General features: G+C 73.7%; 25 protein-coding genes. 14 read left to right on the forward strand and 11 right to left on the reverse strand.

The features are described from left to right. Positions 1 to 24 precede the first annotated feature (24 nt). Positions 25 to 1620: an FAD-binding oxidoreductase gene (locus ACX25U_RS01115; RefSeq protein WP_454388202.1), complete on the reverse strand. Its 1596-nt coding sequence runs from the start codon at positions 1618 to 1620 to the stop codon at positions 25 to 27. A gap of 68 nt (positions 1621 to 1688) precedes the next feature. On the opposite strand from ACX25U_RS01115, the gene ACX25U_RS01120 reads away from it, so the two are divergent. After that, a complete protein-coding gene (locus ACX25U_RS01120) occupies positions 1689 to 2315 on the forward strand; it encodes a TetR/AcrR family transcriptional regulator (protein WP_454388203.1) in 627 nt (208 codons plus the stop codon). Beyond that, complete coding sequence (locus ACX25U_RS01125) at positions 2312 to 3910, forward strand: glycerol-3-phosphate dehydrogenase/oxidase (RefSeq protein ID WP_454388205.1); 1599 nt, start codon at positions 2312 to 2314, stop codon at positions 3908 to 3910. Before ACX25U_RS01120 ends, ACX25U_RS01125 begins: the two co-directional genes overlap by 4 nt. A 406-nt stretch (positions 3911 to 4316) precedes the next feature. Here ACX25U_RS01125 and ACX25U_RS01130 read toward each other — a convergent pair whose 3' ends face one another. Both ACX25U_RS01130 and ACX25U_RS01135 read right to left on the reverse strand, forming a co-directional pair. Beyond that, positions 4317 to 4835 carry a hypothetical protein gene (locus ACX25U_RS01130; protein WP_454388207.1) on the reverse strand — a complete coding sequence of 173 codons (519 nt, stop codon included), beginning with the start codon at positions 4833 to 4835 and terminating at the stop codon, positions 4317 to 4319. 165 nt (positions 4836 to 5000) lie between these two features. After that, positions 5001 to 7274, reverse strand: coding sequence for a catalase (locus ACX25U_RS01135; protein WP_454388209.1), 2274 nt, complete (start codon positions 7272 to 7274; stop codon positions 5001 to 5003). Between the two features lie 420 nt (positions 7275 to 7694). Between ACX25U_RS01135 and ACX25U_RS01140 the strand changes: the two genes are divergently transcribed. From ACX25U_RS01140 to ACX25U_RS01165, 6 genes are all read left to right on the forward strand, one after another. Next, entirely contained in the window at positions 7695 to 8366 is a 672-nt protein-coding gene (locus ACX25U_RS01140; RefSeq protein ID WP_454394748.1) for a lipoprotein, read from the forward strand. A gap of 132 nt (positions 8367 to 8498) precedes the next feature. Continuing rightward, positions 8499 to 9191: a hypothetical protein gene (locus ACX25U_RS01145; protein ID WP_454388211.1), complete on the forward strand. Its 693-nt coding sequence runs from the start codon at positions 8499 to 8501 to the stop codon at positions 9189 to 9191. Continuing rightward, positions 9188 to 9478 (forward strand): BON domain-containing protein, encoded by a 291-nt coding sequence (locus tag ACX25U_RS01150; protein ID WP_454388213.1) that lies wholly within the window; start codon positions 9188 to 9190, stop codon positions 9476 to 9478. The genes ACX25U_RS01145 and ACX25U_RS01150 overlap by 4 nt, the downstream gene beginning before the upstream one ends. Next, positions 9475 to 10239, forward strand: coding sequence for a metallophosphoesterase family protein (locus tag ACX25U_RS01155; RefSeq protein WP_454388215.1), 765 nt, complete (start codon positions 9475 to 9477; stop codon positions 10237 to 10239). Before ACX25U_RS01150 ends, ACX25U_RS01155 begins: the two co-directional genes overlap by 4 nt. A gap of 83 nt (positions 10240 to 10322) precedes the next feature. After that, positions 10323 to 10787 (forward strand): low molecular weight protein-tyrosine-phosphatase, encoded by a 465-nt coding sequence (locus ACX25U_RS01160; RefSeq protein WP_454388217.1) that lies wholly within the window; start codon positions 10323 to 10325, stop codon positions 10785 to 10787. Next, positions 10784 to 11662, forward strand: a complete 879-nt coding sequence (locus ACX25U_RS01165; RefSeq protein ID WP_454388219.1) for a fructosamine kinase family protein — start codon at positions 10784 to 10786, stop codon at positions 11660 to 11662. The genes ACX25U_RS01160 and ACX25U_RS01165 overlap by 4 nt, the downstream gene beginning before the upstream one ends. A gap of 2 nt (positions 11663 to 11664) precedes the next feature. Here ACX25U_RS01165 and ACX25U_RS01170 read toward each other — a convergent pair whose 3' ends face one another. Beyond that, positions 11665 to 12126 (reverse strand): SRPBCC family protein, encoded by a 462-nt coding sequence (locus tag ACX25U_RS01170; protein WP_454388220.1) that lies wholly within the window; start codon positions 12124 to 12126, stop codon positions 11665 to 11667. 483 nt (positions 12127 to 12609) lie between these two features. On the opposite strand from ACX25U_RS01170, the gene ACX25U_RS01175 reads away from it, so the two are divergent. Continuing rightward, positions 12610 to 13302 carry a GAF and ANTAR domain-containing protein gene (locus ACX25U_RS01175; RefSeq protein WP_454388221.1) on the forward strand — a complete coding sequence of 231 codons (693 nt, stop codon included), beginning with the start codon at positions 12610 to 12612 and terminating at the stop codon, positions 13300 to 13302. An 89-nt stretch (positions 13303 to 13391) separates the two neighbouring features. Next, positions 13392 to 16166, forward strand: coding sequence for a SpoIIE family protein phosphatase (locus ACX25U_RS01180; protein ID WP_454388222.1), 2775 nt, complete (start codon positions 13392 to 13394; stop codon positions 16164 to 16166). Between the two features lie 64 nt (positions 16167 to 16230). On the opposite strand, the gene ACX25U_RS01185 is transcribed toward ACX25U_RS01180, so the two are convergent. Both ACX25U_RS01185 and ACX25U_RS01190 read right to left on the reverse strand, forming a co-directional pair. Next, a complete protein-coding gene (locus ACX25U_RS01185) occupies positions 16231 to 16446 on the reverse strand; it encodes a hypothetical protein (protein ID WP_454388224.1) in 216 nt (71 codons plus the stop codon). 83 nt (positions 16447 to 16529) lie between these two features. Then, positions 16530 to 18374 (reverse strand): glycoside hydrolase family 15 protein, encoded by a 1845-nt coding sequence (locus tag ACX25U_RS01190; RefSeq protein WP_454388226.1) that lies wholly within the window; start codon positions 18372 to 18374, stop codon positions 16530 to 16532. 345 nt (positions 18375 to 18719) lie between these two features. On the opposite strand from ACX25U_RS01190, the gene ACX25U_RS01195 reads away from it, so the two are divergent. Next, on the forward strand, positions 18720 to 18926 hold the full coding sequence (locus ACX25U_RS01195) for a hypothetical protein (RefSeq protein WP_454388228.1): 207 nt from the start codon (positions 18720 to 18722) through the stop codon (positions 18924 to 18926). Positions 18927 to 19086: 160 nt separating this feature from the next. On the opposite strand, the gene ACX25U_RS01200 is transcribed toward ACX25U_RS01195, so the two are convergent. After that, positions 19087 to 19569 carry a DUF5709 domain-containing protein gene (locus ACX25U_RS01200; protein ID WP_454388230.1) on the reverse strand — a complete coding sequence of 161 codons (483 nt, stop codon included), beginning with the start codon at positions 19567 to 19569 and terminating at the stop codon, positions 19087 to 19089. 214 nt (positions 19570 to 19783) lie between these two features. On the opposite strand from ACX25U_RS01200, the gene ACX25U_RS01205 reads away from it, so the two are divergent. Further along, positions 19784 to 20386 (forward strand): phosphatase PAP2 family protein, encoded by a 603-nt coding sequence (locus tag ACX25U_RS01205; protein WP_454388231.1) that lies wholly within the window; start codon positions 19784 to 19786, stop codon positions 20384 to 20386. A gap of 14 nt (positions 20387 to 20400) precedes the next feature. Beyond that, positions 20401 to 21108 carry a phosphatase PAP2 family protein gene (locus tag ACX25U_RS01210; RefSeq protein ID WP_454388232.1) on the forward strand — a complete coding sequence of 236 codons (708 nt, stop codon included), beginning with the start codon at positions 20401 to 20403 and terminating at the stop codon, positions 21106 to 21108. A 201-nt stretch (positions 21109 to 21309) separates the two neighbouring features. Here ACX25U_RS01210 and ACX25U_RS01215 read toward each other — a convergent pair whose 3' ends face one another. Together ACX25U_RS01215 and ACX25U_RS01220 are read right to left on the reverse strand one after the other, a co-directional pair. Beyond that, entirely contained in the window at positions 21310 to 21633 is a 324-nt protein-coding gene (locus ACX25U_RS01215; RefSeq protein WP_454388234.1) for a hypothetical protein, read from the reverse strand. Next, positions 21630 to 23126, reverse strand: a complete 1497-nt coding sequence (locus tag ACX25U_RS01220) for a hypothetical protein (RefSeq protein ID WP_454388236.1) — start codon at positions 23124 to 23126, stop codon at positions 21630 to 21632. Before ACX25U_RS01220 ends, ACX25U_RS01215 begins: the two co-directional genes overlap by 4 nt. Before the next feature lie 175 nt (positions 23127 to 23301). Here ACX25U_RS01220 and ACX25U_RS01225 point away from each other — a divergent pair, with 175 nt between their 5' ends. Next, complete coding sequence (locus ACX25U_RS01225; protein WP_454388238.1) at positions 23302 to 23685, forward strand: BlaI/MecI/CopY family transcriptional regulator; 384 nt, start codon at positions 23302 to 23304, stop codon at positions 23683 to 23685. A 23-nt stretch (positions 23686 to 23708) separates the two neighbouring features. Here the strand turns inward: ACX25U_RS01225 and ACX25U_RS01230 are convergent, their stop codons facing one another. Together ACX25U_RS01230 and ACX25U_RS01235 are read right to left on the reverse strand one after the other, a co-directional pair. Beyond that, complete coding sequence (locus tag ACX25U_RS01230; RefSeq protein WP_454388240.1) at positions 23709 to 26051, reverse strand: glycoside hydrolase family 65 protein; 2343 nt, start codon at positions 26049 to 26051, stop codon at positions 23709 to 23711. Further along, positions 26048 to 26797 (reverse strand): beta-phosphoglucomutase family hydrolase, encoded by a 750-nt coding sequence (locus ACX25U_RS01235; RefSeq protein WP_454388242.1) that lies wholly within the window; start codon positions 26795 to 26797, stop codon positions 26048 to 26050. Before ACX25U_RS01235 ends, ACX25U_RS01230 begins: the two co-directional genes overlap by 4 nt. Positions 26798 to 26911: the final 114 nt, after the last annotated feature.

Consider the following 26911-nt stretch of genomic DNA (forward strand, 5'->3'; position numbering starts at 1 on the left):
CGCGGGTCGGTGGTGGGGCAGGTGTCAGTCGAGGGGCAGCAGGACGCCGGGGTTGAGCAGGCCGGCGGGGTCCAGGCGCCGTTTGACGGCCCGCAGGGCCTCGACGCCGAGCGGACCGGCCTCCCGGACGTATCCGTCGCGGTGGTCGGTGCCGACACCGTGATGGTGGCTGATGGTGCCGCCCGACGCGATGATCGCCTCGTTCGCGGCCCGCTTGGCGGGCGCCCAGTGTGCCACCGGGTCCTCGCCCTGGGCGCTGACCACGGTGAAGTACAGCGAGGCGCCGTTCTCGTAGACGTGCGAGATGTGGCACATCACCAGGGGCGGGGTGCCGGCCGCGGTGAGCGTGGTGGTGAGCGCCTCGCGGACGGCGGCGTACAGCCCCGGGACACGGGACCAGAAGGCGGCGGTCTCCAGGGTCTCGGCGAACGCGCCCGCGTCCAGGAGGGAGTCGCGCAGGTAGGGCGCCGAGTAGCGGCCGCGGGCCCAGCGCTCGCCGGGCTCCTCGCCGAGACAGGTGCCGCCGCACTCCCCGAGCACGGCCGCGGCGCGCTGTCTGCGGTGGGCGGTGTCCTCCGCGGTGCCCTCGTAGCCGGCGATCGCCTGGCAGCCGGTGTCCTGCCGGGCGCCCAGGGAGCCGATGGCGTCGGGCTGGGCGAGGCCGATCAGCGTCTCGGTCTCGTCGGACAGGCGCAGGACGGTCGGCCGCGGCCCGTCCTGGGCGAGCCGGCGCAGGGCCGCGGCGCCCGCCTCGAAGGAGGGGAAGCGCCAGCCCTCGTAGAGGCGGGTCTGCGGCAGCGGGCGCAGGCGCACGGTCACCGAGGTGATGACGCCGAAGGCCCCCTCGGAGCCGAGGACGAGCTGGCGCAGGTCCGGGCCGGCCGCCGAGCGCGGAGCGCGGCCGGCCTCGAGGGTGCCCTCGGGAGTGGCGAGGGTGAGGCCGAGCACCGTCTCGTCGAAGCGACCGTAGCCGGCGGAGGCCTGTCCGCTGGAGCGGGCAGCGGCGAATCCGCCGATGGTGGCCCACTCGTAGGACTGGGGGAAGTGGCCTAGCGTGAAGCCGTGTTCGGCCAGCAGCGCCTCGGCCTCGGGGGCGCGCAGTCCGGGTTGCAGGGTGGCGGTGCGGGAGACCGGGTCGAGGGCGAGCAGCCGGTTCATCCGGCGCAGGTCCAGGGCGACGAAGGGGCGCCGCCGCTCAGGGGCGAGGCCGCCGACGACGGAGGTGCCGCCGCCGAACGGGACGGCGGCCAGGTCGTGCGCGGCGCAGGCGCGCAGTACGGCGAGTACGTCGTCGTGGTCCGCGGGGAGGACCACGGCCGCCGGGATGTCGGTGACGTCGCCGCGTCGGATCCGCAGCAGGTCGGGGGTGGACTTGCCGCGGGTGTGGCGGATGCGGGACTCGGCGTCGGTGCGGACGTGCTCGTCGTCGCCGACGGCCTCGCGCAGGGCGCGGCGTGCGCCGTCGGTCAGCGGTGAGGCGGGGACGGGGATGGCGTCCAGGGCGACCGGTCCGGTGGCGCGGGGCCTGACGCCGAGCAGGTCGCGCAGCAGGCCGGTCACCGTGCCGGGCAGCGGTGTGGCCCTGGCCGGGTCGCCCCAGCCGCTCCACAGCATGTCCATGGGGTTGTTCCTCACCGGTCGTGTCGAAGGGTGCCGCGGCGTCGCACCGTGGCGTTACACTGTGACACATGACGCCTATTCGTCACAACGGTTCGGCGGGCTCGGTGCGTACGGCCCGCTCGGACAGCGATCCCGTGCTCGACGCCGTGCGCGACTGCGTCCTGGCGGTCGGGGTCCGCCGTACGACCCTGACCGACGTGGCCCGGCGGGCGGGCGTGTCCCGGATGACGCTGTACCGGCGCTGGCCCGATGTGCGGTCCCTGGTCGGCGACCTGATGACCCGGGAGTGGATCGGCGTGGCCGACCGGGCGATGCCTGAACGGCGGCCCGGGACGGACACCCGGACGCTGCTCGTCGAGGGGCTGGTGGCCGGGGTGAAGGCGTTCCGTGCCCACCCTCTCTTCCGCAAGATCGTCGACGTGGACCCCGAGCTGCTGCTCCCCTACGTGCTGGACCGGCGCGGAGCCAGCCAGGAGGCCCTGCTCGAACTGCTCGCCGGCCTCCTGCGCGAGGGTCACGCCGACGGATCGGTGCGCGCGGGGCACGCCGAACGGCAGGCCCGGTCCCTGCTGCTGGTCGTCCAGTCCTTCGCGCTGTCGCTGCGCACGATGACCGACGAGGAGGACCCCGCCCTGGACAGCGAGGCGCTTCTCGCGGAACTGCGGACCATCCTGGAGAGGACCCTGACACCATGAGCTCCGGCAGCAGCCCCGCCGTTCCCGGCCGTACGGCCCCGGGCACCTCCCTCACCGCCGAGCGCCGTGCGCGCGAACTGGCCCGGACCGTCGGCGGTGAGACCGTGGACGTCCTGGTGGTCGGTCTCGGCGCGACCGGTGCCGGGGCCGCGCTGGACGCCGCGGCGCGGGGACTGAGCGTCGCCGCGATCGACGCCCACGACCTGGCCTTCGGCACCTCCCGGTGGAGCTCCAAACTCGTCCACGGCGGGCTGCGCTACCTCGCCTCCGCGCAGCTCGACGTCGCGCACGAGAGCGCGGTGGAGCGCGGGGTGCTGATGGAACGCACCGCTCCCCACCTGGTCGGCGCGCAGCCGTTCGTCCTGCCCCTCACCCCGCTGGTCTCGCGCGGTCAGGCCGCCCTGGCCCGGGCCGGCTTCCGCGCGGGCGACGGACTGCGGATGGCGGCGCGCACCGCCCGCGCCACACTGCCGGCGCCACGCGGGCTCTCCGCGGTGGAGACCCGCCACCTCGCGCCCGCCCTGCGCGGCGCGGGCCTGCGCGGCGGCCTGCTGTCCTGGGACGGCCGGCTCACCGACGACGCCCGCCTGGTCACCGCGATCGCCCGTACGGCGGCGGGACGCGGCGCGCGGATCCTGACCCGGGTACGAGCACTGCGACTCACCGGCTCCGGTGCCCGGGTGCGGGACGAACTGACCGGTGAGGAGGGAGAGATCAGGGCCCGCGCCGTGATCAACGCCTCCGGAGTGTGGGCGGGCGGCCTGGTGGACGGCATCCGGGTACGGCCCTCGCGCGGCACCCACCTCGTACTGCGCGCCGACCGGCTCGGCCCGCTGCCGGCCGGGCTGCACATCCCGGTGCCCGGGGAGACCAACCGCTTCGTGCTGGTGCTGCCGCAGGGCGACGGCCGGGTCTACGTCGGGCTCACCGACGAACCCGTCGAGGGCGACATCCCGGATGTGCCGGAGGTCCCCGAGTCCGACATCGGCTTCCTGCTCGACGTGCTGGCCTCCGCCCTGGACGTCTCCGTCCACCGCGACGACGTGGCCGGCGCGTTCGCGGGTCTGCGTCCGCTGCTGGACACCACGTCGGCGGCCGGGTCCGGCGCGGCGCCGCGGACCGCGGACATCTCCCGCAGGCACGCGGTGCTGACCTCCGCGGACGGCGTGATCACCGTGGTCGGCGGCAAGCTGACCACCTACCGGCGTATGGCCGAGGACGCGGTCGACACCGCCGTCGCCACGCACCGCCTGACCGCGGGCCCCTCCCCCACGGCCGCCCTGCCCCTGGTGGGCGCCGCCTCGCCACAGCTGCTGGCCACCCTCCAGGCACCGCGCCGTCTGGTCCGCCGCTACGGCGCCGAGGCCCCGGCCGTCCACGCCCTGGGCGCCCGGAATCCACGCCTGCGCGAACCCGTCCTGGACGGCCACCCCGTCACCCACGCCGAACTCGTCTGGGCCCTCCGCCACGAGGGCGCCCTCGACGAGTCCGACCTCCTCGACCGCCGCACCCGCATCGGCCTGATCCCCTCGGACCGCACAGCGGCCCTCTCGACGGCACGAAAGGCGGTGGGCGAGGCGCTGGGATCCCGGTGAACACGCCTTGGCACCACGCTCCCGGTACCTGCCGGACACGGGCCCGGGCCCGCCCGGCGGGCGTGGACCACAAGGGCCGGCCGATCGACCGCCGCGGGCCCGGTGGCACACCACCGCGCGCCGGTCACTGTCGTCGGTGGCGGAACCCGACCGGCGCGCCGCCGGAAGCGGGCCCGCACGCGGGCTCGGGCCGCGGGGACCGGGCTCGGCTCGTACAGGCCGGCCACCCGGGACCGAAGGCCGCCGCCGCGAGCCAGTCGTCCACGGCCGAGAAACGGCCAAACGCCCGGACCCGATCGCCGCACCCGCCCCACGGGCCGGGTGCGGCACAGGTCACCGGGGCCGCCCCGGGACCAGTGGCACAGGAAGTTCGCCGTGGGTACGGGCGGCCGGCCGCCATGTCGGCTCAGGCTGCCAGGGCCGGGCCCGAGGTGAGGCGGCTGAGGAGTTCGGCGTGGTGGAGGGTGGCCACCGGGGACAGGAGGTCGGGGTGGCGGAGGAGTGCCGCCGCGCGGCGGTCGCTGTCGTCGGGGGCGAGCAGGCGGCGGAACTCGATCGGCGCGACCGAGGGGTCGGCGAGCGCGTCCACCGCGCGGTCGGCCAGTTCGGCGTCGGTGAGCAGGCAGGCGGCCCAGCTCGCGACGACCTCGTCGACCCAGGTGCGCCAGGCGTGGACGTCCGGATCGTCGGTCTCGGCGCCGTCCGCGCCGGTGATCCAGTCCAGGCGGGCCGAGCCTCCGGGGCCGGCCATCGTGACCAGAGCGGCGTCCATGGGCGTCGGGTAGCGCAGCCAGGCCGCGACCGTGACCGCCTGGCGCGCCTGCACCTCGCAGAGGGCGGCGGCGAGCGCGCCGCCGGACTCCGGGTAGGCGCTGGTCAGCCAGTGGGTGGTGGCGGCGATGAGCGGGGAGAGATCTTCGTGCACTGCCGGGCCATTCGAGCTGTTCACGGATGAAAAGGACTTGTGAAACGGTAGCTCCCGACCCTCGGGGAAAAATATGACGCAGGCCGCCTTCGGGGCGTGGCTTCTGCCACATTCGCCATGTGCACGGCGCCGAAGGCGGCCTGGTCCGCAAAGTACCGGTGCCGGTCAGGCCCCGGAGGGGAAACGTTCCCAGACGCGGTGGGCGCCCAGGAGCCGGGTGATCTGCTCCAGTGTGGAGGTGCCGCTGTCGCCGAGGATCACGCCGGGCGCGTCGGTGGGCACACCGGCCGCCTCGAGCGCGGCCTCGGCGCCCTTCCAGGCGCCGATCGCCTTGCCGTGCCGGAAGGCCTCCGACAGCAGCAGGCTGACGCGCGGGTCGTGGGTCGCCTGCTGTACGGAGGGCAGGCCGGACTTGGCGTCGCGGGCCCCGTAGGCGTCGGTGCCCACACCCGGCGTACCGGCGATCAGGACGGCGTCGAACTCGACGGACCGCGCGGTGGCGTAGGTGCGCTGGACGGTCAGCGCCCCGTCGCCGTTGCTGAGCTTGCCGCCGGACGGCGCGATGACGAGGGGGACCATGCCCCCGGCGAGCACGGCCTCGCGCACGGCGCGCACGCCGTCCAGGTCGCCGTCCGGCCCGGCGACGATGCCGATGATCCTGCCGTCCGTGGGCCAGGTGTGCCCGACCTGGGACAGCGCCGGGCTGGGCCGCACGTCGGCCAGGGGCACGGTCGGCCGGGGCGCCGGCAGCCCGAGGCCCTTGGCGACCTCCGCGCACAGCTCGGGGTCGATGTTGGCCAGGACCTGCAGGCCCCGTTCCTTGACGGCCTGCTCGTAGCACTTGCCGAGCTCGAAGGTGTAGGCGCCGATGATGTGCTCGCGCTCCACCGGGCTCATGCTGAGCCAGAACCGGCGCGGCTGGCTGAAGTGGTCCGCGAACGTCTCCGGCGCCTCGCGGACCTTCTTCCCCTCCGGGACGCGTACGGGCGTCTCGATGTACGCCCCCGTGTCCGCGCCCGCGGTGAAGGGGCAGCCGCCGTCCAGGGAGTTGGGACGGTAGGGCGCGACGCCCCGGTGCACGGCCGTCTGGTGGAAGCTGTCGCGCAGCATGTCGTTGACCGGCGCGTGCGTGCGGTTGACCGGGATCTGCCCGAAGTTGGGGCCGCCCAGGCGAGTGATCTGGGTGTCCAGGTAGGAGAACAGGCGTCCGGCGAGCAGCGGGTCGTCGGTGATGTCGATGCCGGGCACGAGATGGCCGGGGTGGAAGGCGACCTGCTCGGTCTCCGCGAAGAAGTTCGACGGGTTGCGGTTGAGGACGAGCCGTCCGATGGGCTGCACGGGGGCGAGCTCCTCGGGGACGATGTTCGTCGGGTCCAGCAGGTCGATGCCCTCGAAGGTCTGCTCGGGGGTGTCGGGGAAGGTCTGGATGCCCAGTTCCCACTCGGGGTGGGCGCCCGCCTCGATGGCGTCGGCGAGGTCCCGGCGGTGGAAGTCGGGGTCGACGCCGTTGATGATCTGCGCCTCCTCCCACACCAGCGAGTGCACGCCCAGCTTCGGCTTCCAGTGGAACTTCACCAGTGTCGTCTTCCCCTCGGCGTCGACCAGGCGGAAGGTGTGGATGCCGAAGCCCTCCATCGTCCGGAACGAGCGCGGGATGCCCCGGTCGGACATGTTCCACAGCGTGTGGTGGGTGGCTTCGGTGTGCAGGGTGACGAAGTCCCAGAAGGTGTCGTGGGCGCTCTGCGCCTGGGGGATCTCCCGGTCCGGGTGCGGCTTGCCGGCGTGGATGACGTCGGGGAACTTGATGGCGTCCTGGATGAAGAAGACCGGGATGTTGTTGCCGACCAGGTCGAAGACGCCCTCGCTGGTGTAGAACTTGGTCGCGAATCCGCGGGTGTCCCGTACCGTGTCGGCCGACCCCCGGGAGCCCAGCACGGTGGAGAACCGTACGAAGACCGGGGTTTCGACGTCCTTGGCGAGGAAGGCCGCCTTGGTCACGGAGGCCGCCGTCCCGTAGCCCGTGAAAACACCGTGCGCCGCCGCGCCGCGGGCGTGGACCACGCGCTCGGGGATGCGCTCGTGGTCGAAGTGCATGATCTTCTCGCGCAGGTGGTGGTCCTGCAGCAGGACGGGACCGCGGGGCCCGGCCTTGAGCGAGTGGTCGGTGTCGTAGAGGCGTGCGCCCTGGGCGGTGGTCAGGTAGCTCCCGGCCTGGGCCATCCTGGCCTGGTCCGCACCCGTCGGCTGTCCCGTCGGGGAGTAGGTGTCCGGGCCGGACTGGTCCGGCTTGGGCGGCAGCGGCTCCCTGGGCTCCGTCGGCTCGGCGACGGACGGTGACTCGGGACCGGGCTTGCCGGGGATGCCCTCCTCCGGTCCCGCGCCGTCGCCCCGCAGGGCGTCGGTCACCTTCTGCGCTGCCTTCTTCATGGCCTCACTCATGAGTACCGTTTCCTCTGTTTGTCGGCCGTACCGCGGTACGCCGCGGCCGTGTGCTGTCCGAGATGCCGGTCGTCGCCCGCCGAGCGTGGCCGCCGGGCCCGTGCCGTCCGGGCCGCGGGAAGCGCGCAGGGCATGCGCGGGTCGGCGGGCGTGGGCTCGCACCGGGCGAGCCGAGTGAACAAAATGCCCTAGAAGGGCATCGGTCTGGTCAATCTCTCACGGCGCGGCGATCGGCGCATGGGACGTACAACGGGGGAGTGAACCCGCTGGGTCGTCACCTGTGCGCTCCCCTCGTGGGCCTGCCCTCTTCCGTGCCCGGCCGCCCCGACCGCCCCACCCACGTACCCGGGGCAGGGCGCTCAAGGCATGCGGACCACGCTCGGTTACAGTGACGCGCCGACGAGGACGGGGAGAGACGTGGTGGGAACCGGGGCGGGGACGGCGTGGCGGGGTGCGGCGGCCGTGTTGGTGCTGCTGGGCGGGGCGCTGACGGCCTGTTCGGGGGCGTCGGAATCGGTGGACGGCGCGGCTCCGGCAGCCGTCTCGTCCGCCACGGCGGCGGACGAGACGGCTGCCGCCCGCAGCGGGGGCTCCGTCGGCGCCCGCGGTTCGGCCTGCGAGCTTCCCGTCACCTTCGACATCGCCGCGGACTGGAAGGCCGAGGCCGTGGACCGGACGGCCGGGGACTCCCCCGCCGCCGAGGAGGCCGCCGACGTGCTCCTGCGCCAGGGCCCGGTGACCGCCGTGTGCGAGATCGACGCCAAGCCCGCCGGGAACATCGGCTTCCTGCGCGTGTGGACCGGCGCCCCGGGCGCGGGTGACGCGCGTACGGTGCTGCGGGCCTTCGTGGCCGCCGAGGGCGCCGTGAGCAAGGAGAAGTACCGCCCGTTCGAGGCGGGCGGGCTCGAGGGTGTCGAGGTCGAGTACCTCCGCAGGAGCGAGGTCCTCGACGAGTCGAAGCAGGAACGCGCCCTGGCCGTCAGCACTTCCAAGGGCCCGGTCGTCCTGCACCTGGGCGGCCTGGACACCGGGGAGCACCAGCAGATGCTCCCCGCCTACGAACTCGCCAAGAGGACCCTGCGCACCGCCTGAGCAGCACGCGCCCCGCCGCGGAGGACCGCTCACACCGTGTCGGAGCGGGTGCGCCGGGTACCCGACCGGGGCGCGGAAGGCCGTCCTGCCCGGCCAGGCAGCCGACTGTTCGGTTCGGTGAATGGAGTGGTCATGACTCGGAACGGAGGCGACGCGGCTCCCGCCCGGCGAGCGGGACCCCCCGACCTTCGTCCGGCGGCGGACGGGGGCGGACAGCCGGCACCCCACGGACCGGAGCCGCCGGACCGGCACCTGCCCCGTGACCGCAACCAGGCCATCCTGGAGGCGGCCAAGCAGGTGGGCGCCCTGCTGAAGCGGAAGGGGCACGCCTTCGCGCTGGCCGGAAGCGTGGCCGCCTACGCCCACGGCGGCAGCGAGAACCTGCAGCACGACGCCGACTTCTGCGTACGGCCCGCCGACGCCGAAGGGGTCGCCGACACGCTGCGCGAGGGCGGCCTGACCGTCTACGCCCCGCCCGAGGACTGGCTGATCAAGGCCAAGTGCTTCGACCAGGACGTCGACATCATCTTCGAACTGGCCCACCAGCCCGTCTCCCCGGAGATGCTCACCCGGGCCGAGGAGTTGCCGGTCGACTCGGTGCGCATGCCCGTCCTCTCACCGACCGATCTGCTGTGGAGCCTGATCGGCGCCTTCTCCGAGCACCACTGCGACTTCGGGGCCGTACTGCCGGTCGCCCGTGCGCTGCGGGAGAAGGTCGACTGGGACCGCGTCCGGCGGGAGTGCGGGGACGAGCCCATGCCCGCCGCCTTCTTCTTCCTTCTCGAACGCCTCGACGTCATCGCCCCGCAGAAGGAGCAGCCATGAGCAACCACGGCGCAGAGCGGTCGTCCGGCGCTCCGGGCGCCGGCGACAACCTGGAGTACCGCGTCGCCCGTCTCAAGGAGCGGATCGCCGCCGGCCCCCTGGCCGAACTGGGTGTGCGGCTGGAGGTGCGCGGCGAGACGGTGCTGCTGACCGGCACCGTTCCGACAGCGCAATGCCGGGACGAGATCTGCCGCGTCGTCGACGAGGAGCTGGCCGGCAACCGGGTCCACTGCGACGTCGTCGTCGCCGACGCCTCCTCCCCCGACCGCGCGGAGGACCTCACATGATCCGGATAGCAGCCGTCGGAGACATCCACATGGCACCCGAGAGCCAGGGCACGCTCCGGCCCGCGTTCGACACGCTGCCCGAGTGCGCCGACGTCCTGCTGCTGGCCGGGGACCTCACCCGGCACGGCACGCCGGAGGAGGCCCGGGTGGTGGCACGGGAGATCCGGGACCTGCCGGTGCCGGTCGTGGCCGTCCTCGGCAACCACGACCACCACGACGAACGGCCCGAGGAGGTCACCGCCGTCCTGGAGGACGCCGGCGCCCAGGTCCTGGAGGGACGCGGTGTCGTCGTGCCCTGCGGCGGGGCGCGCGTCGGTGTCGCCGGCACCAAGGGGTTCGGCGGCGGCTTCGTCGGCCGCTGCGCGGGCGAGTTCGGCGAACCGCTGATGAAGGAGTTCGTCCGGTACACCCGCCGCTGCGCGGACGGGCTGCGTACGTCGCTGGAGCAGCTGGGCGAGCAGGGGTGCGACGTACGGATCGCGCTGACCCACTACTCCCCCGTGCCGGAGACGCTCGCCGGTGAGCCGCTGGAGATCTACCCGTTCCTCGGCAGCTATCTGCTGGCCGAGGCGATCGACACGGCCGGCGCCGACCTCGCCGTGCACGGCCACGCGCACGCCGGTACGGAGAACGGCATGACCAGCGGCGGCGTCCGGGTCCGCAATGTCGCCCAGCCGGTCATCGGGCGGGCCTTCCACGTCTACCACGTGCACGCACGGGAACCGGTGGCGGCCGGCGCGCCCGGGGAACGGTCCGGCTGACCGGCCGGCCACGCGCCCACGGCCGTGCGGCGAGGCTGCGGCCTCCTGCCCCTGCCGAGGCAGGGGGCTCGTACCCTGGGGCCGTGCACATCTGTTTCGTCTGCAGCGGGAACATCTGCCGTTCGCCGTCCGCCGCGCTGGTGTTCGCCGAGCGGCTGCGCCGGGAAGGGCTCGAGGACGCGGTGCGGGTCACCAGCGCCGGCATCGGCCCATGGCACGTCGGAGAGGCCATCGACGAGCGGGCCGGTGAGGTGCTCGCCCGGCACGGCTACCCGGTCGAGCACGTCGCCGCGCAGGTCGGGGCCGAGCACCTGGACGCCGATCTGTTCCTGGCCATGGACGGCGGTCACGAGAAGGCGCTACGGCGACTTGTCGACGACCCCTCCCGGGTGCGGCTGCTGCGCTCCTTCGACCCGGACGCGACCGGCGACCTCGACGTGCCCGACCCGTACTACGGCGGCCCGGAGGGGTTCGACGAGGTGCTGGCCATGATCGAGGCCGCGATGCCCGGTCTGCTCGCCTGGGTGCGCGAGCGCCTCGCCGTATGACCGGCCGTCCGACGGCCGGCGCCGACGACGATCCGGGTGCCGCGGCCGCCCGGCTGACCGAGCGGCCGGTGACCGGCCGGCGCCCGCTGTCCGGGGCCCTCACCGAGGTGACACTCGACGGCGGCCGGGTGGTCGTGGTCAAGCGCGGCGACGATCCGGGGGCGGTGCGGGCCGAGGCCGCCGGACTGCGCTGGCTCGCCGAGGCGGGCGCGGTGCGGGTCCCGGCGGTGCACGGCCACGACCGGCGCTGGCTGGTGACCGACCGGGTTCCCCCCGGCCGGCCGAGCCCGCGGGCGGCGGCCCGGTTCGGCCGCGACCTGGCCGCGCTCCATGCCGCCGGGGCGCCCGCGTTCGGGGCCCCGCCGCCCGGCGGACCGCGGGAGGCGTACATCGGGCTCGCGCCGATGCGCAACGTTCCCGGCCCCGACTGGCCGCGCTGGTACGCCGAGTACCGTGTGCTGCCCTATCTGCGCCGCGCGGTCGACGACGGCACCCTGCGCACCGCCGAGGCGGCCGTGATCGAAGGCGCCCTGGAGCGGCTGCCCGAGCTGGCCGGCCCCGCCGAACCGCCCGCTCGGCTCCACGGCGACCTGTGGAACGGCAACGTACTGTGGGGCGCGGACGGCGAGGCCTGGCTGATCGACCCGGCCGCGCACGGCGGGCACCGGGAGACCGACCTGGCGATGCTCCACCTGTTCGGCTGCCCGCATCTGGACCGGGTGCTGGCCGGATACCAGGAAGTCGCGCCTCTCGCCGACGGCTGGGCCGGCCGTATCGGGCTGCACCAGCTCTTCCCGCTGCTGGTGCACACAGTGTTGTTCGGGCGCGGGTACGCCGGACAGGCGGTCGCGGCGGCCCGCGGCGCCGGCCGGTGACCCTACGCGCCGCCCTCCACCAGCCGGGCGAGGTTGTCCAGGGCCGTGCGCGTACCCAGCTCGTTGTCGGCGCGCGGCACCCCCTCGGGAATGCCCTCGTGCACGATCACGACCTCCGTACCGCCGTCCGCCTCGGTGAGCGACGTGGTCATCGTCATCGTGCCGTGCAGGGTGTCGTCGTCGGTCTCGAACTCGAGCACCTCGACCACCAGACGGCCGGGCACGAGCCGGGCGAAGTGGCCCTTGTAGATGTCCGTGCGGACGCCCGACTTGCCCCGGGCGCCCGGCTCGTCGTACGTCAGGGACACCCGGAACGTGCCGCCCTCACGGACGTCGAACGTGTGGACGTGACCGGTCATGCCGGCCGGGACGCGCCACTGCGCCACCGCGTCCGGGTCGACCAGGGCCCGGTAGACGGCGGCGGGAGAGGCCTGCACCCGCCGTGAGACTCGCGTGGCATACATGAAGGCAACGTACCCGGGAGCCACGGGGCCGGTGTGTGGTCGAACGCCTCGATGGCCATCCAACCACCCACCGTCCAAGGTGGGATGACGATGGCCGGGACACCGGGCGCCCGGTGTCGAACCGTAACGCGTGCCGTCGGACCCAGGAGTCCACGGTGTGTCAACTCGGCCATGATTGTCCCTCCTTGAGCGGGGAGAAGCTCTCAGGCCTGCCGGCGGTCCGGGCCGGAGACGGGCAAGTACCCCGTATATGGGGAGGGTTGACCAACCGTGCCCGGTGGGCGGCACCGTCGGCCAGGCAACCCCGGCTGCCGACCCGCGGGTCCTGGAAGCACCCGCACGGCCGGGGCGTCGGCGTACCGGGGGGCCATGATCGGTGCTGCGTGGTACGCGGGCGGGTGCGCGGTAGGCTGCCGGTGTCGGAGGTTGCGGCCGACGTCACCCTTGCACTGGTGCGCGCGGCCGGGAGAAGGGTGGGCGCGGATGGACTGGCGTGAGTTCGCCGAACAGATGGCCCGGCTCGCCCGGCGTCTGCTGGCGCAGGAGTCCACCCAGGAGACGCTCGACGAGGTCGTTCAGGCGGCCGTCGAGCTGATCGAGGGGTGCGAGGCCTCCGGGATCCTGGCCCTGCGCAAGGGGCGTGCCGTGACCCTGGCCGCGAGCGGGGACGTGGTGGTGGAGTCCGACCGGCTGCAGGGAGAACTGGGCGAGGGGCCCTGCTTCGACGCCGCCCGGCGGGTCAACGGGGACCGGATGTTCCGCATCTCGGACCTCACGCAGCCGCAGCCGGACTGGCCGCGGTACGCGCCGGCCGCCCGTGAGCTGGGCATCGGCAGCATGATGGGCTTCCTGCTGTACACCCACGACGACGACCTCGGGGCCCTCAACATCTACTCCAGCCGTCCCGGCGCCTTCACCCCGGACAGCGAGACGGCCGGCTGGCTGCTCGCCTCGCACGCCGCCGTCGCCCTGGCCAGCGCCCGGGCCGTCGACCAGCTCGAACACGCGCTGGAGACCCGGCACGCCATCGGCGAGGCCATGGGCATCCTGCGCGAACGCCACCGCCTGAGCGAGGACGACGCCTTCGCCGTCCTGCGCCGCATCTCCCAGCACCACAACGTCAAACTCCGCGACGTGGCCCAGAACATCCGCTCCGACCCCCGCAAGCAGAGCTGACACACCCGGCCGGCCGCCCATCCGGGCTCCGCACACCGACGGTGTGGTGGCCCCTCGCCTCGGCGGGTACGGCAGTGTAGACATGGCACATGGTCCGACTCCCGGGTCGAACCGGTACCCGGTCGACCCGCCGTTCCGGTGGCCAGCGCCTTCAGCTCGCGCCTGGCCCTGGTCGGCGAGCGCGCGAGCGGGGCGGGCGGCGACCGGGACGGGGTGGGACGGCGCTGGGCGTGCGCAGCGTGGCCGGGCAGGTGTTCGTACTGCAGGTCGTCATCGTGCTGCTGCTGGTCGTGGCCGCGGTGGTGGCGCTGGTACTGCAGGTGCGGTACGACAGCGTCCAGGAGGCCCGCGACCGCTCCCTCGCCGTCGCCGAGACGTTCGCCAACGCGCCGGGCACCCGCGAGGCGCTCACCGCGCCCGACCCGGCGGTGGTCCTGCAGCCGCGGGCCGAGGCCGCCCGCAGGGGGGCGCACGTCGACTTCATCGTCGTGATGAACACCAAGGGGGTCCGCTACACCCACCCCCAGCCGGACCGCATCGGCAAGAACTTCGTCGGCACCCTCCAGCCCGCGCTGGCCGGCGGCACCGTCGTGGAGGAGGTCAACGGCACCATCGGCCGGCTGGTGCAGGCCGTCGTGCCGGTCGAGGCGCCGGACGGCAAGGTGGTGGGCCTGGTGTCGGCCGGCATCACCACCAGGAACGTGGGCGGTCACGCGGACCGGCAGCTGCCGGTCGTCCTGGGCGCCGCGGCCGTGGGGCTCGCCCTCGCCACGGCGGGGACGGCACTGGTCAGCAGGCGGCTGCTGCGCCAGACCCACGGGCTGGGCCCGGGCGAGATGACCCGGATGTACGAACACCACGACGCGGTGCTGCACTCCGTCCGCGAGGGCGTGATCATCGTCGGTGCCGACGGAGAGCTGCTGCTCGCCAACGACGAGGCGCACCGCCTGCTCGACCTGCCCGAGGACGCCGAGCAGCGCCACGTGCTCGACCTCGGGCTCGACCCCGACACCGCCGACCTGCTGGCCTCCGGCCGGATCGCCACCGACGAGGTGCGCCTGGTCGGCGACCGGCTGCTGGCGATCAACCAGCGCCCCACGGACCTGGACGGCGGCCCGCCGGGCAGCGTGGCCACGCTGCGCGACTCCACGGAGCTGCGCGCCCTGTCCGGCCGGGCGGAGGAGGCCCGGGAACACCTCAGTCTGCTCTACGACGCCGGGGTGGGCGTCGGCACGACACTGGACGTGACCCGGACCGCCGAGGAACTCGTCGAGGTGGCCGTTCCGCGGTTCGCGGACTTCGCCACCGTCGACCTGTACGACGCCGTGCTGGCCGGCGAGGACCCGGAGCCGGAGGCCGTGCTGCGGCGCACGGCGTACGGCGGGATCCGCGAGGGCGCCCCGCTGTACCCGGTCGGCGAGCAGATCCGCTTCGTCCTCTCCTCGCCGCAGACGCACAGTCTCCGGACCCGCCGGCCGGTCCTCGAACCCCGCCTGGAAGCGGCTCCGGGCTGGCACGCCCAGGATCCCGAGCGCGCCGGCCGGGTGCTGGAGTACGGCATCCACTCGCTGATCACCGTGCCGGTACAGGCGGGCAGCCTGGTGCTGGGCCTGGTCAGCTTCTGGCGCTCGCGCAAGGAGGAGCCCTTCGACACCGAGGAGCTCGCCCTGGCCGAGGAGCTGGTCGCGCGGGCCGCGGTCTCCATCGACAACGCCCGCCGCTACACCCGCGAGCACGGGCTGGCGGTCACCCTGCAGCGCAGCCTGCTGCCGCGCAGCCTGCCCGAGCAAGGCGCCCTGGACATCGCCTACCGCTATCTGCCCGCGCAGGCGGGCGTGGGCGGGGACTGGTTCGACGTACTGCCGCTGTCCGGGGCGCGGGTCGCGCTCGTCGTCGGCGACGTGGTCGGGCACGGGCTGCACGCCGCGGCCACGATGGGACGGCTGCGGACCGCGGTCAGCAACTTCTCCGCCCTGGACCTGCCGCCCGAGGAGCTGCTCGGACTGCTGGACGAGCTGGTCGTCCGCATCGACCAGGACGAGAGGGCGGACAGCACCGACGCCCCCGTGACCGGCGCGACCTGTCTGTACGCGGTCTACGATCCGGTCTCCCGGCGCTGTGCCGTGGCCCGCGCCGGCCATCCGCCGCCCGCCGTGATCGCGCCGGACGGCGGCGTGGCGTTCCCCGACGTGCCCGCCGGCCCCCCGCTCGGACTGGGCGGGCTGCCGTTCGAGACGGCCGAGCTGGAGCTCGCGGAGGGCAGCCGGCTGGTGCTGTACACCGACGGGCTGGTGGAGAGCCGGGAGCGGGACATCGACACCGGCCTCGAGGAGCTGCGCACCGCGCTGTCCTCGGCCGGCGAGTCGCCCGAGGAGACGTGCCGGGCCGTGCTGGACGCCCGGCGGCCGTTCCGGCCGGGCGACGACATCGCACTGCTCGTCGCCCGCACCCGGGCCCTGGGCCCCGAGCGGTTCGCCGAGTGGAACGTGCCGGACGACCCGGCGGCCGTCGCGGACGTGCGCGCCGCGGTGACCCGGCGGCTGACCCGGTGGGGGCTTCAGGAGCTGACGTTCACCACCGAGCTGATCCTCAGCGAGCTGGTCACCAACGCGATCCGCTACGGCGCCGAGCCCATCCGCGTACGGGTGCTGCGTGACCGCACCCTGATCTGCGAGGTCTTCGACAGCAGCAACACCTCACCGCACCTGCGCTACGCCGCGAGCACGGACGAGGGCGGCCGCGGACTGTTCCTCGTCGCCCAGATGACCGAGCGGTGGGGCACCCGCTACACACCCACCGGCAAGGTCATCTGGGCCGAGCAGCCCCTCCCCCTCCCGACGCCGACCGGCAACCGCGTCGACTGACGCAGAGCGCACCGGCCCGGGACCCCTGCGAGGGGTCCCGGGCCGGTGCGGCGCACGCGTGCCGTCAGCCGCCGCCCAGGCGCGAGCGCAGCAGTCCCTTGCCCATCTCGGCGCCCTTGCGGAACAGCTCCACGACCTCGTTGTCCTTGTCCCGCTCCGCGTCCTGGATGTACTGCTCCAGCCTCAGCGCGTTGTTCAGGCACGCCTCGACGTACCAGATGAGGTTGTAGTCCTTGTCCCGCGTGCCGGTGACGTCACCGGTCTCGGTACCGCTCGTCATGCGGACCTCCTCCGCGGTGGGGTCTTCTTCCTTCGTCGTCGGTGCCCGCCGGGTACCCGCCCGCGCCCCGGCGACACACGGCGTCAGCCCAGGGCACGGTCGAGGTTGTAGGCGGCGCTGATCAGCGACAGGTGGGTGAACGCCTGCGGGAAGTTGCCCTGCTGCTCGCCGGTGGGGCCGATCTCCTCGGCGTACAGGCCGAGATGGTTGGCGTAGGTGAGCATCTTCTCGAAGGCGAGGCGGGCCTCGTCCAGGCGGCCGGCCCGGGTGAGGGCCTCGACGTACCAGAACGAGCAGATGGAGAACGTGCCCTCGTCGCCGCGCAGTCCGTCGGGGCTGGCCTGCGGGTCGTAGCGGTAGACGAGCGAGTCGGAGACCAGGTCCTCGGTCAGCGCGTCCAGGGTGGACAGCCACTTGGGGTCGGTGGGCGCGATGAACTTCGCCAGCGGCATCATCAGTACGGCGGCGTCGAGCACGTCCCCGCCCTCGTACTGCACGAAGGCCTGCCGCGCCTCGGACCAGCCGCGGTCCATGATGCGGCGGTAGATGGCGTCCCGGCTCCGCCGCCAGCTCAGCAGGTCGGCGGGCAGGCCGCGGCGGTTGGCCAGCCGGATGGCGCGTTCGATGGCCACCCAGCACATCAGGCGGGAGTACAGGAAGTTCTTCCGGCCGCCCCGGGTCTCCCAGACGCCCTCGTCGGGCTGGTCCCAGTTCCGGCAGACCCACTCCACCAGAGCGGACACGTCGTCCCACTGGGCGCTGGAGATCGGCTGGGCCCACTTGTCGTAGAGGTAGATGGAGTCGATCAGGGCGCCGTAGATGTCGAGCTGGAGCTGGTCGGCGGCGGCGTTGCCGACCCGTACGGGGGCGGAGCCGAGATGGCCCTCGAGGTGGGCGAGTTCACGCTCGGGCAGGTCGGTGCGGCCGTCGATGCCGTACATGATCTGCAGCGGGCCGGTGCCCTTGCCGTCGCCGGGGCTGATGTGCCGGGTCAGGAACCGCATGAACGCCTCGGCCTCGCCGGCGAAGCCGAGCCGCAGCAGCGCGTAGACGGCGAACGCGGCGTCGCGCACCCAGACATAGCGGTAGTCCCAGTTGCGCTCACCGCCGATCCGCTCGGGCAGGCTCGTGGTGGGCGCGGCGACGATGGCGCCGGTCGGGGCGTAGGTGAGCAGCTTCAGGGTGAGGGCGGAGCGGTGGACCATCTCCCGCCAGCGGCCGCGGTAGCGGGACTGGGCGAGCCAGTGGCGCCAGTAGGCGACCGTGGCGGCGAACTGCTCCTCGGCCTCGGTGTGGGCGCACCGCCGCGGGGCCACGGCGCCGCCGACCTGGTCCAGGGCGAAGACGGCCGACTCGCCCTCGGCGAGCTTGAACTCCGCCCGCAGGTCCGGGCCGTCGGTCTCCAGGGGCACGGTGGCCGTCAGGGAGAGCGAACCGACCGCGGACTCGAACAGGACGGTACGGCCCTCCGTGCGGACCGTGTGCGGGTCGGCGCCGTAGTTGAAGCGGGGCGCCACCCGGGCCCGGAACGGCAGGGTGCCGCGTACGCACAGCACCCGGCGGATGAGCCGGTGCCGCTCGGCCTCGGCGGATTCCCGGCGGTCTCCGGTCACCGGCATGAAGTCCTGCACCTCACCGACGCCGTCCTCGGTGAAGAACCGGGTGATCAGCACGTTGGTGTCGGGGAAGTAGAACTGCTTGGTGCGGGCCGCCTCGGCCACGGCGAGTTCGAAGCAGCCGCCGCGCTCGGCGTCCAGGACGGAGGCGAAGACGCTCGGGGCGTCGAAGGAGGGGCAGCAGTACCAGTCGATCGTGCCGTCGGTGCCGACGAGGGCGACGGTGCGCAGGTCGCCGATCAGGCCGTGGTCGGCGATCGGCACGTAGCGGGGTGTGCCCGGCCCGGGCCGCCGGCTTCGGGTGTCGGCCATCGCGGCTGCCTCCCTTCCAGCTCTTCCAGCTTAGGGCCCTTCTGACGGATCTCCGGGGAAGAAGGAGCGGCGTCCGGTGCGTGCTCCGGGGGTCCCCCCTGCTCGAAGAGCTTGGGGAAGTGCCGGGCGTCGCGACGCCGCGGAGATCCGTCAGAAGGGCCCGGGGGCGGGCGGTGGGGACGGAGGTTTTCCGGCGCGGTGGGCAGGTACCCCTTCTGCGCAGCGGGCCCTTCCGGATGCAGGGTGCGGCTCGGCGGGCAATCGTAGGAGGAGGTCCCGCTTCCCGCAGCACGGGGGCCGCAGTCCGGACCCGAGCAGGGGCCCAGCCGGACCCGAGGAGGACACATGTCGACGTCACAGCCCGATGCATCCCGCTCGTCGGGGGACCGTTGCACCCCCGACCGCGTCCTTCACGCCCGTAACGGCACCGACGTCTCGCCCGAGGACGTGGTGCTGGCCGCGGGCCGCGACATCACCCCGCGCAACCTGGAGTGGGCCAGGCGCAAGCTCGAAACGGAGGGTCCGGCCGCCCTGGACAAGTTGCTGCCCTAGCCGGGGTCCGGTCGTCGCACTCGTGAGCGCGGCGACCGGGCCTTGAGCCGCGAGAGGGCCGGAGCCCCGGGGCTCCGGCCCTCTCGCCCTGGACTGGAGAAGGCCGGGGCTTCGCCGGGCGGGCCGGGGACCGGCTCACCAAGGACCGGGTGCCGCTCGGTCAGGAGGCGCCGTCGTCCGGCAGCGTGTCGTCGTCGACGACGTGCACGGCGGCCTCCTCCGCGCCGGCGGCTCCCGCGTCGACGCCCTTGCCGGCGGCGATCTCCTCCTTGGTGGTGTCGGTGTGGGCGCCCTCGTCCGGGGCGACGAGGCGGCCGGCGCGGTCCGTGCCCGCCTCGGGGTCGATCGGCTCGCCCTCGCCGCCGGGCAGGTCGCCCACGGCGTCCCCCTGCGGCTCGTCCGCGTCGGGCTGTTCCTGGGCCAGCCTCTGGTCGAGGCTCTCACCCTCCTGCTGTTCGGCGGCCGTCGTGCCGTACTTGGTGACGCCCAGCGGCTTCTCCGGCGGGGAGAACCCCTCGTCGAGAGCGTCGTCGTAGGTCCGCTCGCCCACCGCGTTCTGCATGTCCAGCGGCGCGGCGTCCTCCTGTTCCTCGTTGCTGCCGGTGGGCTGATAGGCGTCGTCGGCCATCGGATCGGTGCTCACGGGTTCCTCCTCGCGGCGACTGGGGCGTCAGCGTGTCGTGATCCGCGTTTCCCGCAGGGCCCGGCCCAATCACCTGCCCGGTTCACTCATTGAGGCGATCATGGGAACGTTCCGGGAGACGTCATCGTCTACAGTGCAGTAGACGGTCTACAGAACTGTAGTCATTTGGTCGGCGCCACCGCCGTGCGTGCGCCGACCCGAAGGAGGCGCGCGGATGATCCTCGCCCTGTCGGGCCCGTCGATCGACGGCTCCGTCTACACCGACGTGGTGGGCCTGGCCCACCGCTCCCCCGCCTGGTTCGACGACACGGTGTCGGTGTGGTCGGCGTACGGCCTCGCCGTGTTCGCCGTGCTGATGCTGATGGGCTGGTGGCGGGCGCGCCGGACGGGCGCCGAGGCGGCGGTCACGGCTCTGGCGGTACCGCTCGTCGTGGTCGTCGCCTACGCCGTGAACGCGGTGGTGAAGCTGCTCGTGCGCGAGGTGCGGCCCTGTCGCGCACTGCACGTGGCCACCCTGGAGGCCTGCCCGGCCCGTGCCGACTGGTCCTTCCCCAGCAATCACGCGGCGATCGCCGCCGCGGCCGCGGTGGCGCTGTTCTTCGTCTCCCGCCGCCTGGCCGCGGCCGCGTGCGTGGCCGCGGCGGCGATGGCCCTCTCCCGGGTCTGGGTGGGCGCGCACTATCCGCACGACGTGGCGGCCGGGCTCGTGGTCGGTGCCGTGGTGGCCTTCGCCGTGCTGAAGGTGCTGGTGCGCCGGCCGGGGGGACTCGCCCGGCACCTGACCGCTACACGGCTGCGCCCGGTGCTGGTGTCATGAGTGCCATGAATGTCATGAGGTCCACCGAGCACAGGGACACCGCCGACCTCGCGGGCAGCACCGGGCTCGGCGCGTGGGCGGCGTTCGCCGTGCTCGGCCTGGTCGTCGGCGGCCACGGCGCCCCGCTGTCCGTGGACAGCGCCCTGCTGTCCTGGTCCGTCGGCCACCGCCCGGAGGCGGCGGTGGCGGTGGCCCGCGGGCTGACCGCGACCGGTACGGGCGTCTTCCCGTACGTGCTCGCCGTGCTGGCCGGCCTCGTCGTCGGCCGCACGGCCCGGCAGCGTGCGGTCGCGGCGGCCCTGGGCGTGGCCTGCCTGGCAGCGGGCCAGGCCGTGCGCTACGGCGTGCTCGAGCTGATCGCCCGCCCGCGTCCGCCCCGGCAGGACTGGGTGACCCACGCCTCGAACTGGTCGTTCCCGTCCGGGCACACCACCACCTCCGCGCTCGCCGCCGGGCTGGTGATCGTGGCCATAGCCGTACGCGCCCCGCGCGGCCGTACGGCGATCTGTCTCGTCGTCGGCTGCTGGGGCGCGCTGGTGGGACTGACCCGGGTGTATCTCGGGGTGCACTGGTTCACCGACGTGGTCGGCGGCTGGCTCTTCGCCGGCGGCTGGCTCGGCGTGTGCCTGTGCGCGGCGGTCTGGTGGCTGCCCGCCCGCCTCGTGACCGACCTGACGACGACGGCCGAAGGGCCGGTGCACGAGCGATCACGCCCTGCGTGACGTGGTCGCACCGCCCTCCGGCGGACCAGCGCGCCCAGCCCTTCAGGACGGCGGCCCGGTCCGCACGGCACGGATGTCGGCGGGCGAGGACCCGGCGCGGGCCGGCACCGGGACCACGGCAGTCGGCGCGGGCGAGCGCCCCGGCGGCGGCCTTGGCCGCGAGCACACTCGCCGACCGGCCCGCGGACAGTCCGAACCGCATCATGAACCGGAGGTGGGCCGCGCTCGCCCCGAGGCGGCAGGCAGGACGTGGTTGGCGGCGCCCGCGACGAACTGCGCGGCCGGCAGCCGGGCGCCGGACAGCAGCTCGGCCACCGCGCCTCGCCGGGCGAGCGCCGAGCAGGCCCGGATGGCGAGGGTGACCGTCGCTGCTACCAGCAGCCAGCCCTGGTCGGCGGCGGCGAGCACGGGCCAGTGGCGCTCGGCGAGGTGGGCGGCGCACAGCAGCACCGCGAGCGTGGCCCCGGTGTGCCACCGGGCCCGTCGACGCGCGGCGGTGGCGGCGGTGAGCAGCGGAGCCGTCATGGGCCGGTGCCCTGGTACGCCTGGGGCGCGATGTACAGGCGCAGGTCGCCGGACCGGTGGGAGGGCCAGGTGCGGGCGTAGGCGGGTGGAGTGCCGTCGGCGGTGGTGAGGGCGGCGACCGGCCGGCGCCGGGCGGTCCGTTCGATGACCGCCCGGGTGGTGTTGGCGTTGGGGCCGTCGGTCGCGGCGGAGCCGCAGCCGGTGTAGAAGGCGATCGGGACGGCCTCCTCGCCGGTGAGCAGGCAGGGCGGGCTCACGCCGAGGCGGTGCAGGTCGGCAGCGGTGCCGGACCAGGCCCGGCGGTCGGCGGTGGTGCGCTGGACGGTGTGGGCGAGGACGGCGTACTGCACGGCCAGGTGCCCGGCGAGGCCGAGGGCGACCAGGGACAGGGCCAGGGGCCGCCAGTGGCCGCCGGGTGCCTTGAAGAGGTGGACGAGGGCGTCGGCGACCGGGATCGCGAGCAGGGCGTAGGCGGGCAGCAGGAAGCGGGGAGCCGCGTATCCGATCAGGAACAGATACGGGAAGGCGGCCGTGGCGGCGCAGGCCAGCGCCACCAGGGTGGGCGGGGTCCGCCGGGCGCGCAGGGCCACGGCGAGGCCCAGCAGGGCGAGCAGCGGAAGGACGTACCACCAGGCGGTGATCGCCGGGTTGGGCACCGCGCCGGTGCACGGGCGGCACAGGGTGCGCCCGCCCAGGCTGCGCAGTTGGTCGACCACGGCGAAGTGCCAGCCCAGGCCGCCCTGGATGGCCGAGCCGTCGGACAGCCGCTTCAGCAGGCCGCCATGGCTGACGTACGCCTCGATCACCCACTGGGCGGAGCCGGCCACCAGTCCGGCGAGCAGCGCGGCGAGCGGCGGCCGGCGGCGCCCGAGCACGGCGAGCGCGAGCAGCGGGAGGACGACCCAGACCGCGTCCATGGGGCGCATCAACGCCATGAGGGCGGCGCCACCGGCCAGGCCCCACAGTGCGGCGCGGTCGCGTCGGCCGGGCCGTACGCGCAGGAAACAGCCCGCGCAGGTCAGGGCGCCGATGGCGACCCAGTAGTTGGGCATGGCCTGCGGGCCGTAGAACAGCGTCACCCACAGGGAGGCGAACAGGGCGCCGGCGAGGGCCAGGACGCGGGCGGGGAAGGCGTGCCGCCACACGCGCAGGGCCAGGTACAGGGCGAGGCCGGAGAGCACCGCGAGGTAGACGCGCAGCAGCGCGGTGGACGACGACCAGGAGGCGACCGGTGCGACGAGCAGCGGGACGCCACGGGCGCGCGGGGCGCTGAAGAAGGCGGCCGGTGCGTGCGGGCTGACCTGGCTGACGTAGACGGTCTCGTCCCAGCCGAGACCCATGCCGGGGCGGACCAGGAGGAGTTGGGCGAGGGTGAAGGCGGCGGCCACCGCCGCGACGAGGGCGTCGCCGCGGGCCCGGGAGTCGCGGCGGGAGCCGGGCAGCGATCCGGTCCGCCGTGTCCCGGCGAGTATGGCGTGCGCACTGTCGGCCATCTCCACCCCTCACCCCTGCACGCACCAGGGACATCGAAGAGACTCAAAGATACTTAAAGAGACATCGAGAGAAACACCAGCGAAAAACAGGGACAAACTACCCCGCGGCGGGCCCGCTCGCCGGGCGGGACACCGCCGGACGCCTGATTTCCCTACGCGCTGTAAGGTCGAGGGCATGGCTGGCAGAAGGCCTCACGGCAGGACGGAACGGCGCAGCCCGGGCGAGCTGGAGAGCGAGGTCCTCGCCGCTCTGTGGGCCACGGAGCGACCGCTGACGCCGTCCGAGATCCAGCTGGAGATCGGCGGCGGCCTGGCCTACAACACCGTGCACACCATCCTCAAGCGTCTCTATGACAAGGGCCTGGTGCTGCGCGAGGTGGACGGACGGCGGGGCGCCTACCGGCCCACGAAGAACGCGGCGGAGCTGACCGCGCAGGCGATGCACGACGCCCTGGACCGGGGTCCCGACCCGATCGCCGCCCTGCGGCAGTTCGTGACCGGGCTGAGCCCCGAGCAGGAGCGGGCCCTGCGCGACCTGCTCACCGGTGGCGCCGCCTGACGGCCGCCGTCCGCACCCGGGGGTCAGCGGGCCTTGGGCTTCCGGTGCGGGGGCTGTTCCGGAGCGGGCCGGTGTGCGGGGGCCGGGACCGGACGGACCGCGGGGGCGTCCGGGCGGAGCGTGACCGGGGCACCGTGGTGACGGATCGTCAGGGGCGGCCCGTCCACCAGTGAGTACGTGGCGCTCTGCTGGGTGACCTCCACCCGCAGCCGGCGGCCGCGGAACTGCATTATGAAGGCGAGGCGGCTGAACTTCTCCGGCAGCCGCGGCGAGAACTGCAGCGCCTCGCCGACCCTGCGGGTGCCGCCGAACCCGGCCACCAGCGCCATCCAGGTGCCGGCCAGCGACGCGATGTGCAGCCCGTCGCGGGTGTTGTGCTCCAGGTCCTCCAGGTCCATCAGGGCCGCCTCGGCCGCGTAGTCGTAGGCGAGCCGCAGATGGCCGGCCTGCGCGGCGATGACGGCCTGGACACACGCCGACAGCGAGGAGTCCCGCACGGTCAGCGGCTCGTAGTAGGCGAAGTTGCGGGCGATGTGCTCCTCGTCGAACTCGGCGCCGCAGGTGTACATCGCCAGCACCAGGTCGGCCTGCTTGATCACCTGCTTGCGGTACAGGTCGAAGTAGGGGAAGTGCAGCATCAGCGGGTACTGGTCGGCGCGGATGCCCGCGAAGTCCCAGCGCTGGTAGCGGGTGAAGCCCGCGTGCTGCTCGTGCACGCCCAGCTCGCCGTTGTACGGGATGTTCATCGCCTCGGCGGCGTCCCGCCAGGTGGCGCTCTCCTCGTCGTCGGCGCCGAGGCGCTCCGCCTCCTTCGAGTGGCGTTCGACGATGTCGGCGGCGGCCAGCAGGTTCGCGCGGGCCATCAGGTTGGTGTACGTGTTGTCGTCGGCGAGCGCACTGTACTCGTCGGGGCCGGTGACGCCGTCGATGTGGAAGGTGCCGTGGTGGTCGTGGTGGCCGAGCGAGCGCCACAGGCGGGCGGTCTCCACGAGCAGTTCGAGCCCGGTGTCGCGTTCGAAGTCCTCGTCGCCGGTCGTCGCGACATAGCGCACCACGGCCCGCGCGATGGCGGCGTTCACATGGAAGGCGGCCGTCCCGGCGGGCCAGTACCCCGACCCTTCCTGGCCCTCGATGGTCCGCCAGGGGAACGCGGCGCCGCGCAGGCCCAGTTGGGCCGCGCGCTCCCGGGCGACGGGCAGGGTGTTCTGCCGCCAGCGCAACGCCTCGGCCACGGCGTCCGGCGAGGTGTAGGCCAGCACGGGCAGCACGAACATCTCGGTGTCCCAGAAGGCGTGCCCGTCGTAGCCGGAGCCGGTCAGTCCCTTGGCCGGGATCGCCCGCTCCTCGGCACGGGCGCCGGCCTGCAGTACGTGGAAGAGGCCGAAGCGGACGGCCTGCTGGATCTCCTCGTCGCCGTCCACCTCGACATCCGCGCGCGCCCAGAAGTCGTCGAGGTAGGCACGCTGTTCGTCGAGCAGGCCGGTCCAGCCGTTGTGCGCGGCGGCCGCCAGGGCGGCGTCCACCTGGTCGCTCATCGCCGGCAGGGAGCGGGCGCCGGACCAGCCGTGGGCGACGAGCTTCTCCACCCGCAGCTTCTGCCCCGCCTCCAGGACGGAGGCGACCGTCAGGCGGGCCAGGTCGGGGTGGCTCTCACCGCCGATCGTGGTGTGCTCGGGGCCGGTGACGACGTGGTCGGCGGCCACGGCCACCCTGAGGCCGCTGTGCCGGGTGCGGTGCACCAGGCGCAGCCGGTGGCCGGAGGCGAAGTCCTGCTCCGGTTCCAGCGGGGACTGCAGGGCCAGCGCCGCCCGCGGGTCGCCGTTGGGCGCGGGCAGCTGCTCGTTGGCCACCAGCTCCGACTGGACGACCACACGCGCCCGGCAGTCGACCGGCTCCACCTCGTAGGCCACCGCGGCGATGGAGCGCTGGGTGAGGGAGACCAGCCGGGTGGCGCGCACCCGGATCCGGGTCCCGGCCGGCGAGCACCACTCGCAGGTGCGCTCCATCACCCCGCGGCGCAGGTCGAGGACGCGCTCGTGGGAGATCAGCCGGCCGTAGCGCAGGTCGAACGGCTCGTCGTCCACGAGCAGCCGCAGCACCTTGCCGTTGGTGATGTTGATGATGGTCTGGCCGGACTCGGGGTAGCCGTAGCCGGCCTCCGCGTACGGCAGCGGGTGCACCTCGTGCACGCCGTTGAGGTAGGAGCCGGGCAGGCCGTGCGGTTCGCCCTCGTCGAGGTTGCCTCGCCAGCCGACGTGGCCGTTGGACAGCGCGAAGACGGACTCGCTCTGGGCGAGGACGTCGAGGCTGAGTTCCGTCTCGCGCACGGTCCACGGCTCGACGGCGTACGCACCGTGGGTGATCACGCGGCACCCCCCGCGGTGAGAAGTTCGGCGAGGTCCTTGACGACCACGTCGGCGCCGTGCGCGTAGAGCGCGTCGGTCTGCCCGACGCGGTCGACGCCGACGACGTATCCGAAGTGGCCCGAGCGGCCCGCCTCCATGCCGGCCAGCGCGTCCTCGAAGACGGCGGCCCGCTCGGCGTCGACGCCCAGGTCGTGGGCGGCGGCCAGGAAGGTGTCCGGGTGGGGTTTGCCGGGCAGGCCGCGCTCGCGGGCGACCACTCCGTCGACGCGGACGTCGAAGAGGCGTTCGGCGTCGATGGAGTGCAGTACGTCGCGGGTGTTGGCGCTGGAGGAGACGATCGCGGTCTTCAGGCCCGCGGCCCGGACGGCCTCGATGTAGCGCAGGGTGCCTTCGTACGGTTCCACACCCTCGGTCCGGATCTTCCGCAGAACGAGTTCGTTCTTGCGATTGCCGATCCCGTTGACCGTCCGCTCGTCCGGCGGGTCGTCCGGACTGCCCTCGGGCAGATGGATGCCGCGGGAGGCGAGGAAGGTGCGCACCCCGTCCGCGCGGGGGCGTCCGTCGACGTACTCGTCGTAGTCGGCGACCGGGTCGAACGGCCGGAAGTCCGCGCCGTCCCGTTCGCGCAGGAACGCGTCGAACGTCTCCTTCCAGGCGGCCGCGTGCACCACGGCCGTCCTGGTGACCACCCCGTCCAGGTCGAAGAGGCACACCGTGATGTCTTCGGGCAGACCGAGCTGTGTCATACAGGCACCTTTCCCCGCGTGGCGGCTTCGAGAGGGTGTCGAGTACCACATCTGACACACTTTCCGACAAACGAATGCCCACGGTACGCCGGAACGCGTCACCGCCCGGGTGCC

Source organism: Streptomyces sp. JNUCC 63 (assembly GCF_054366325.1).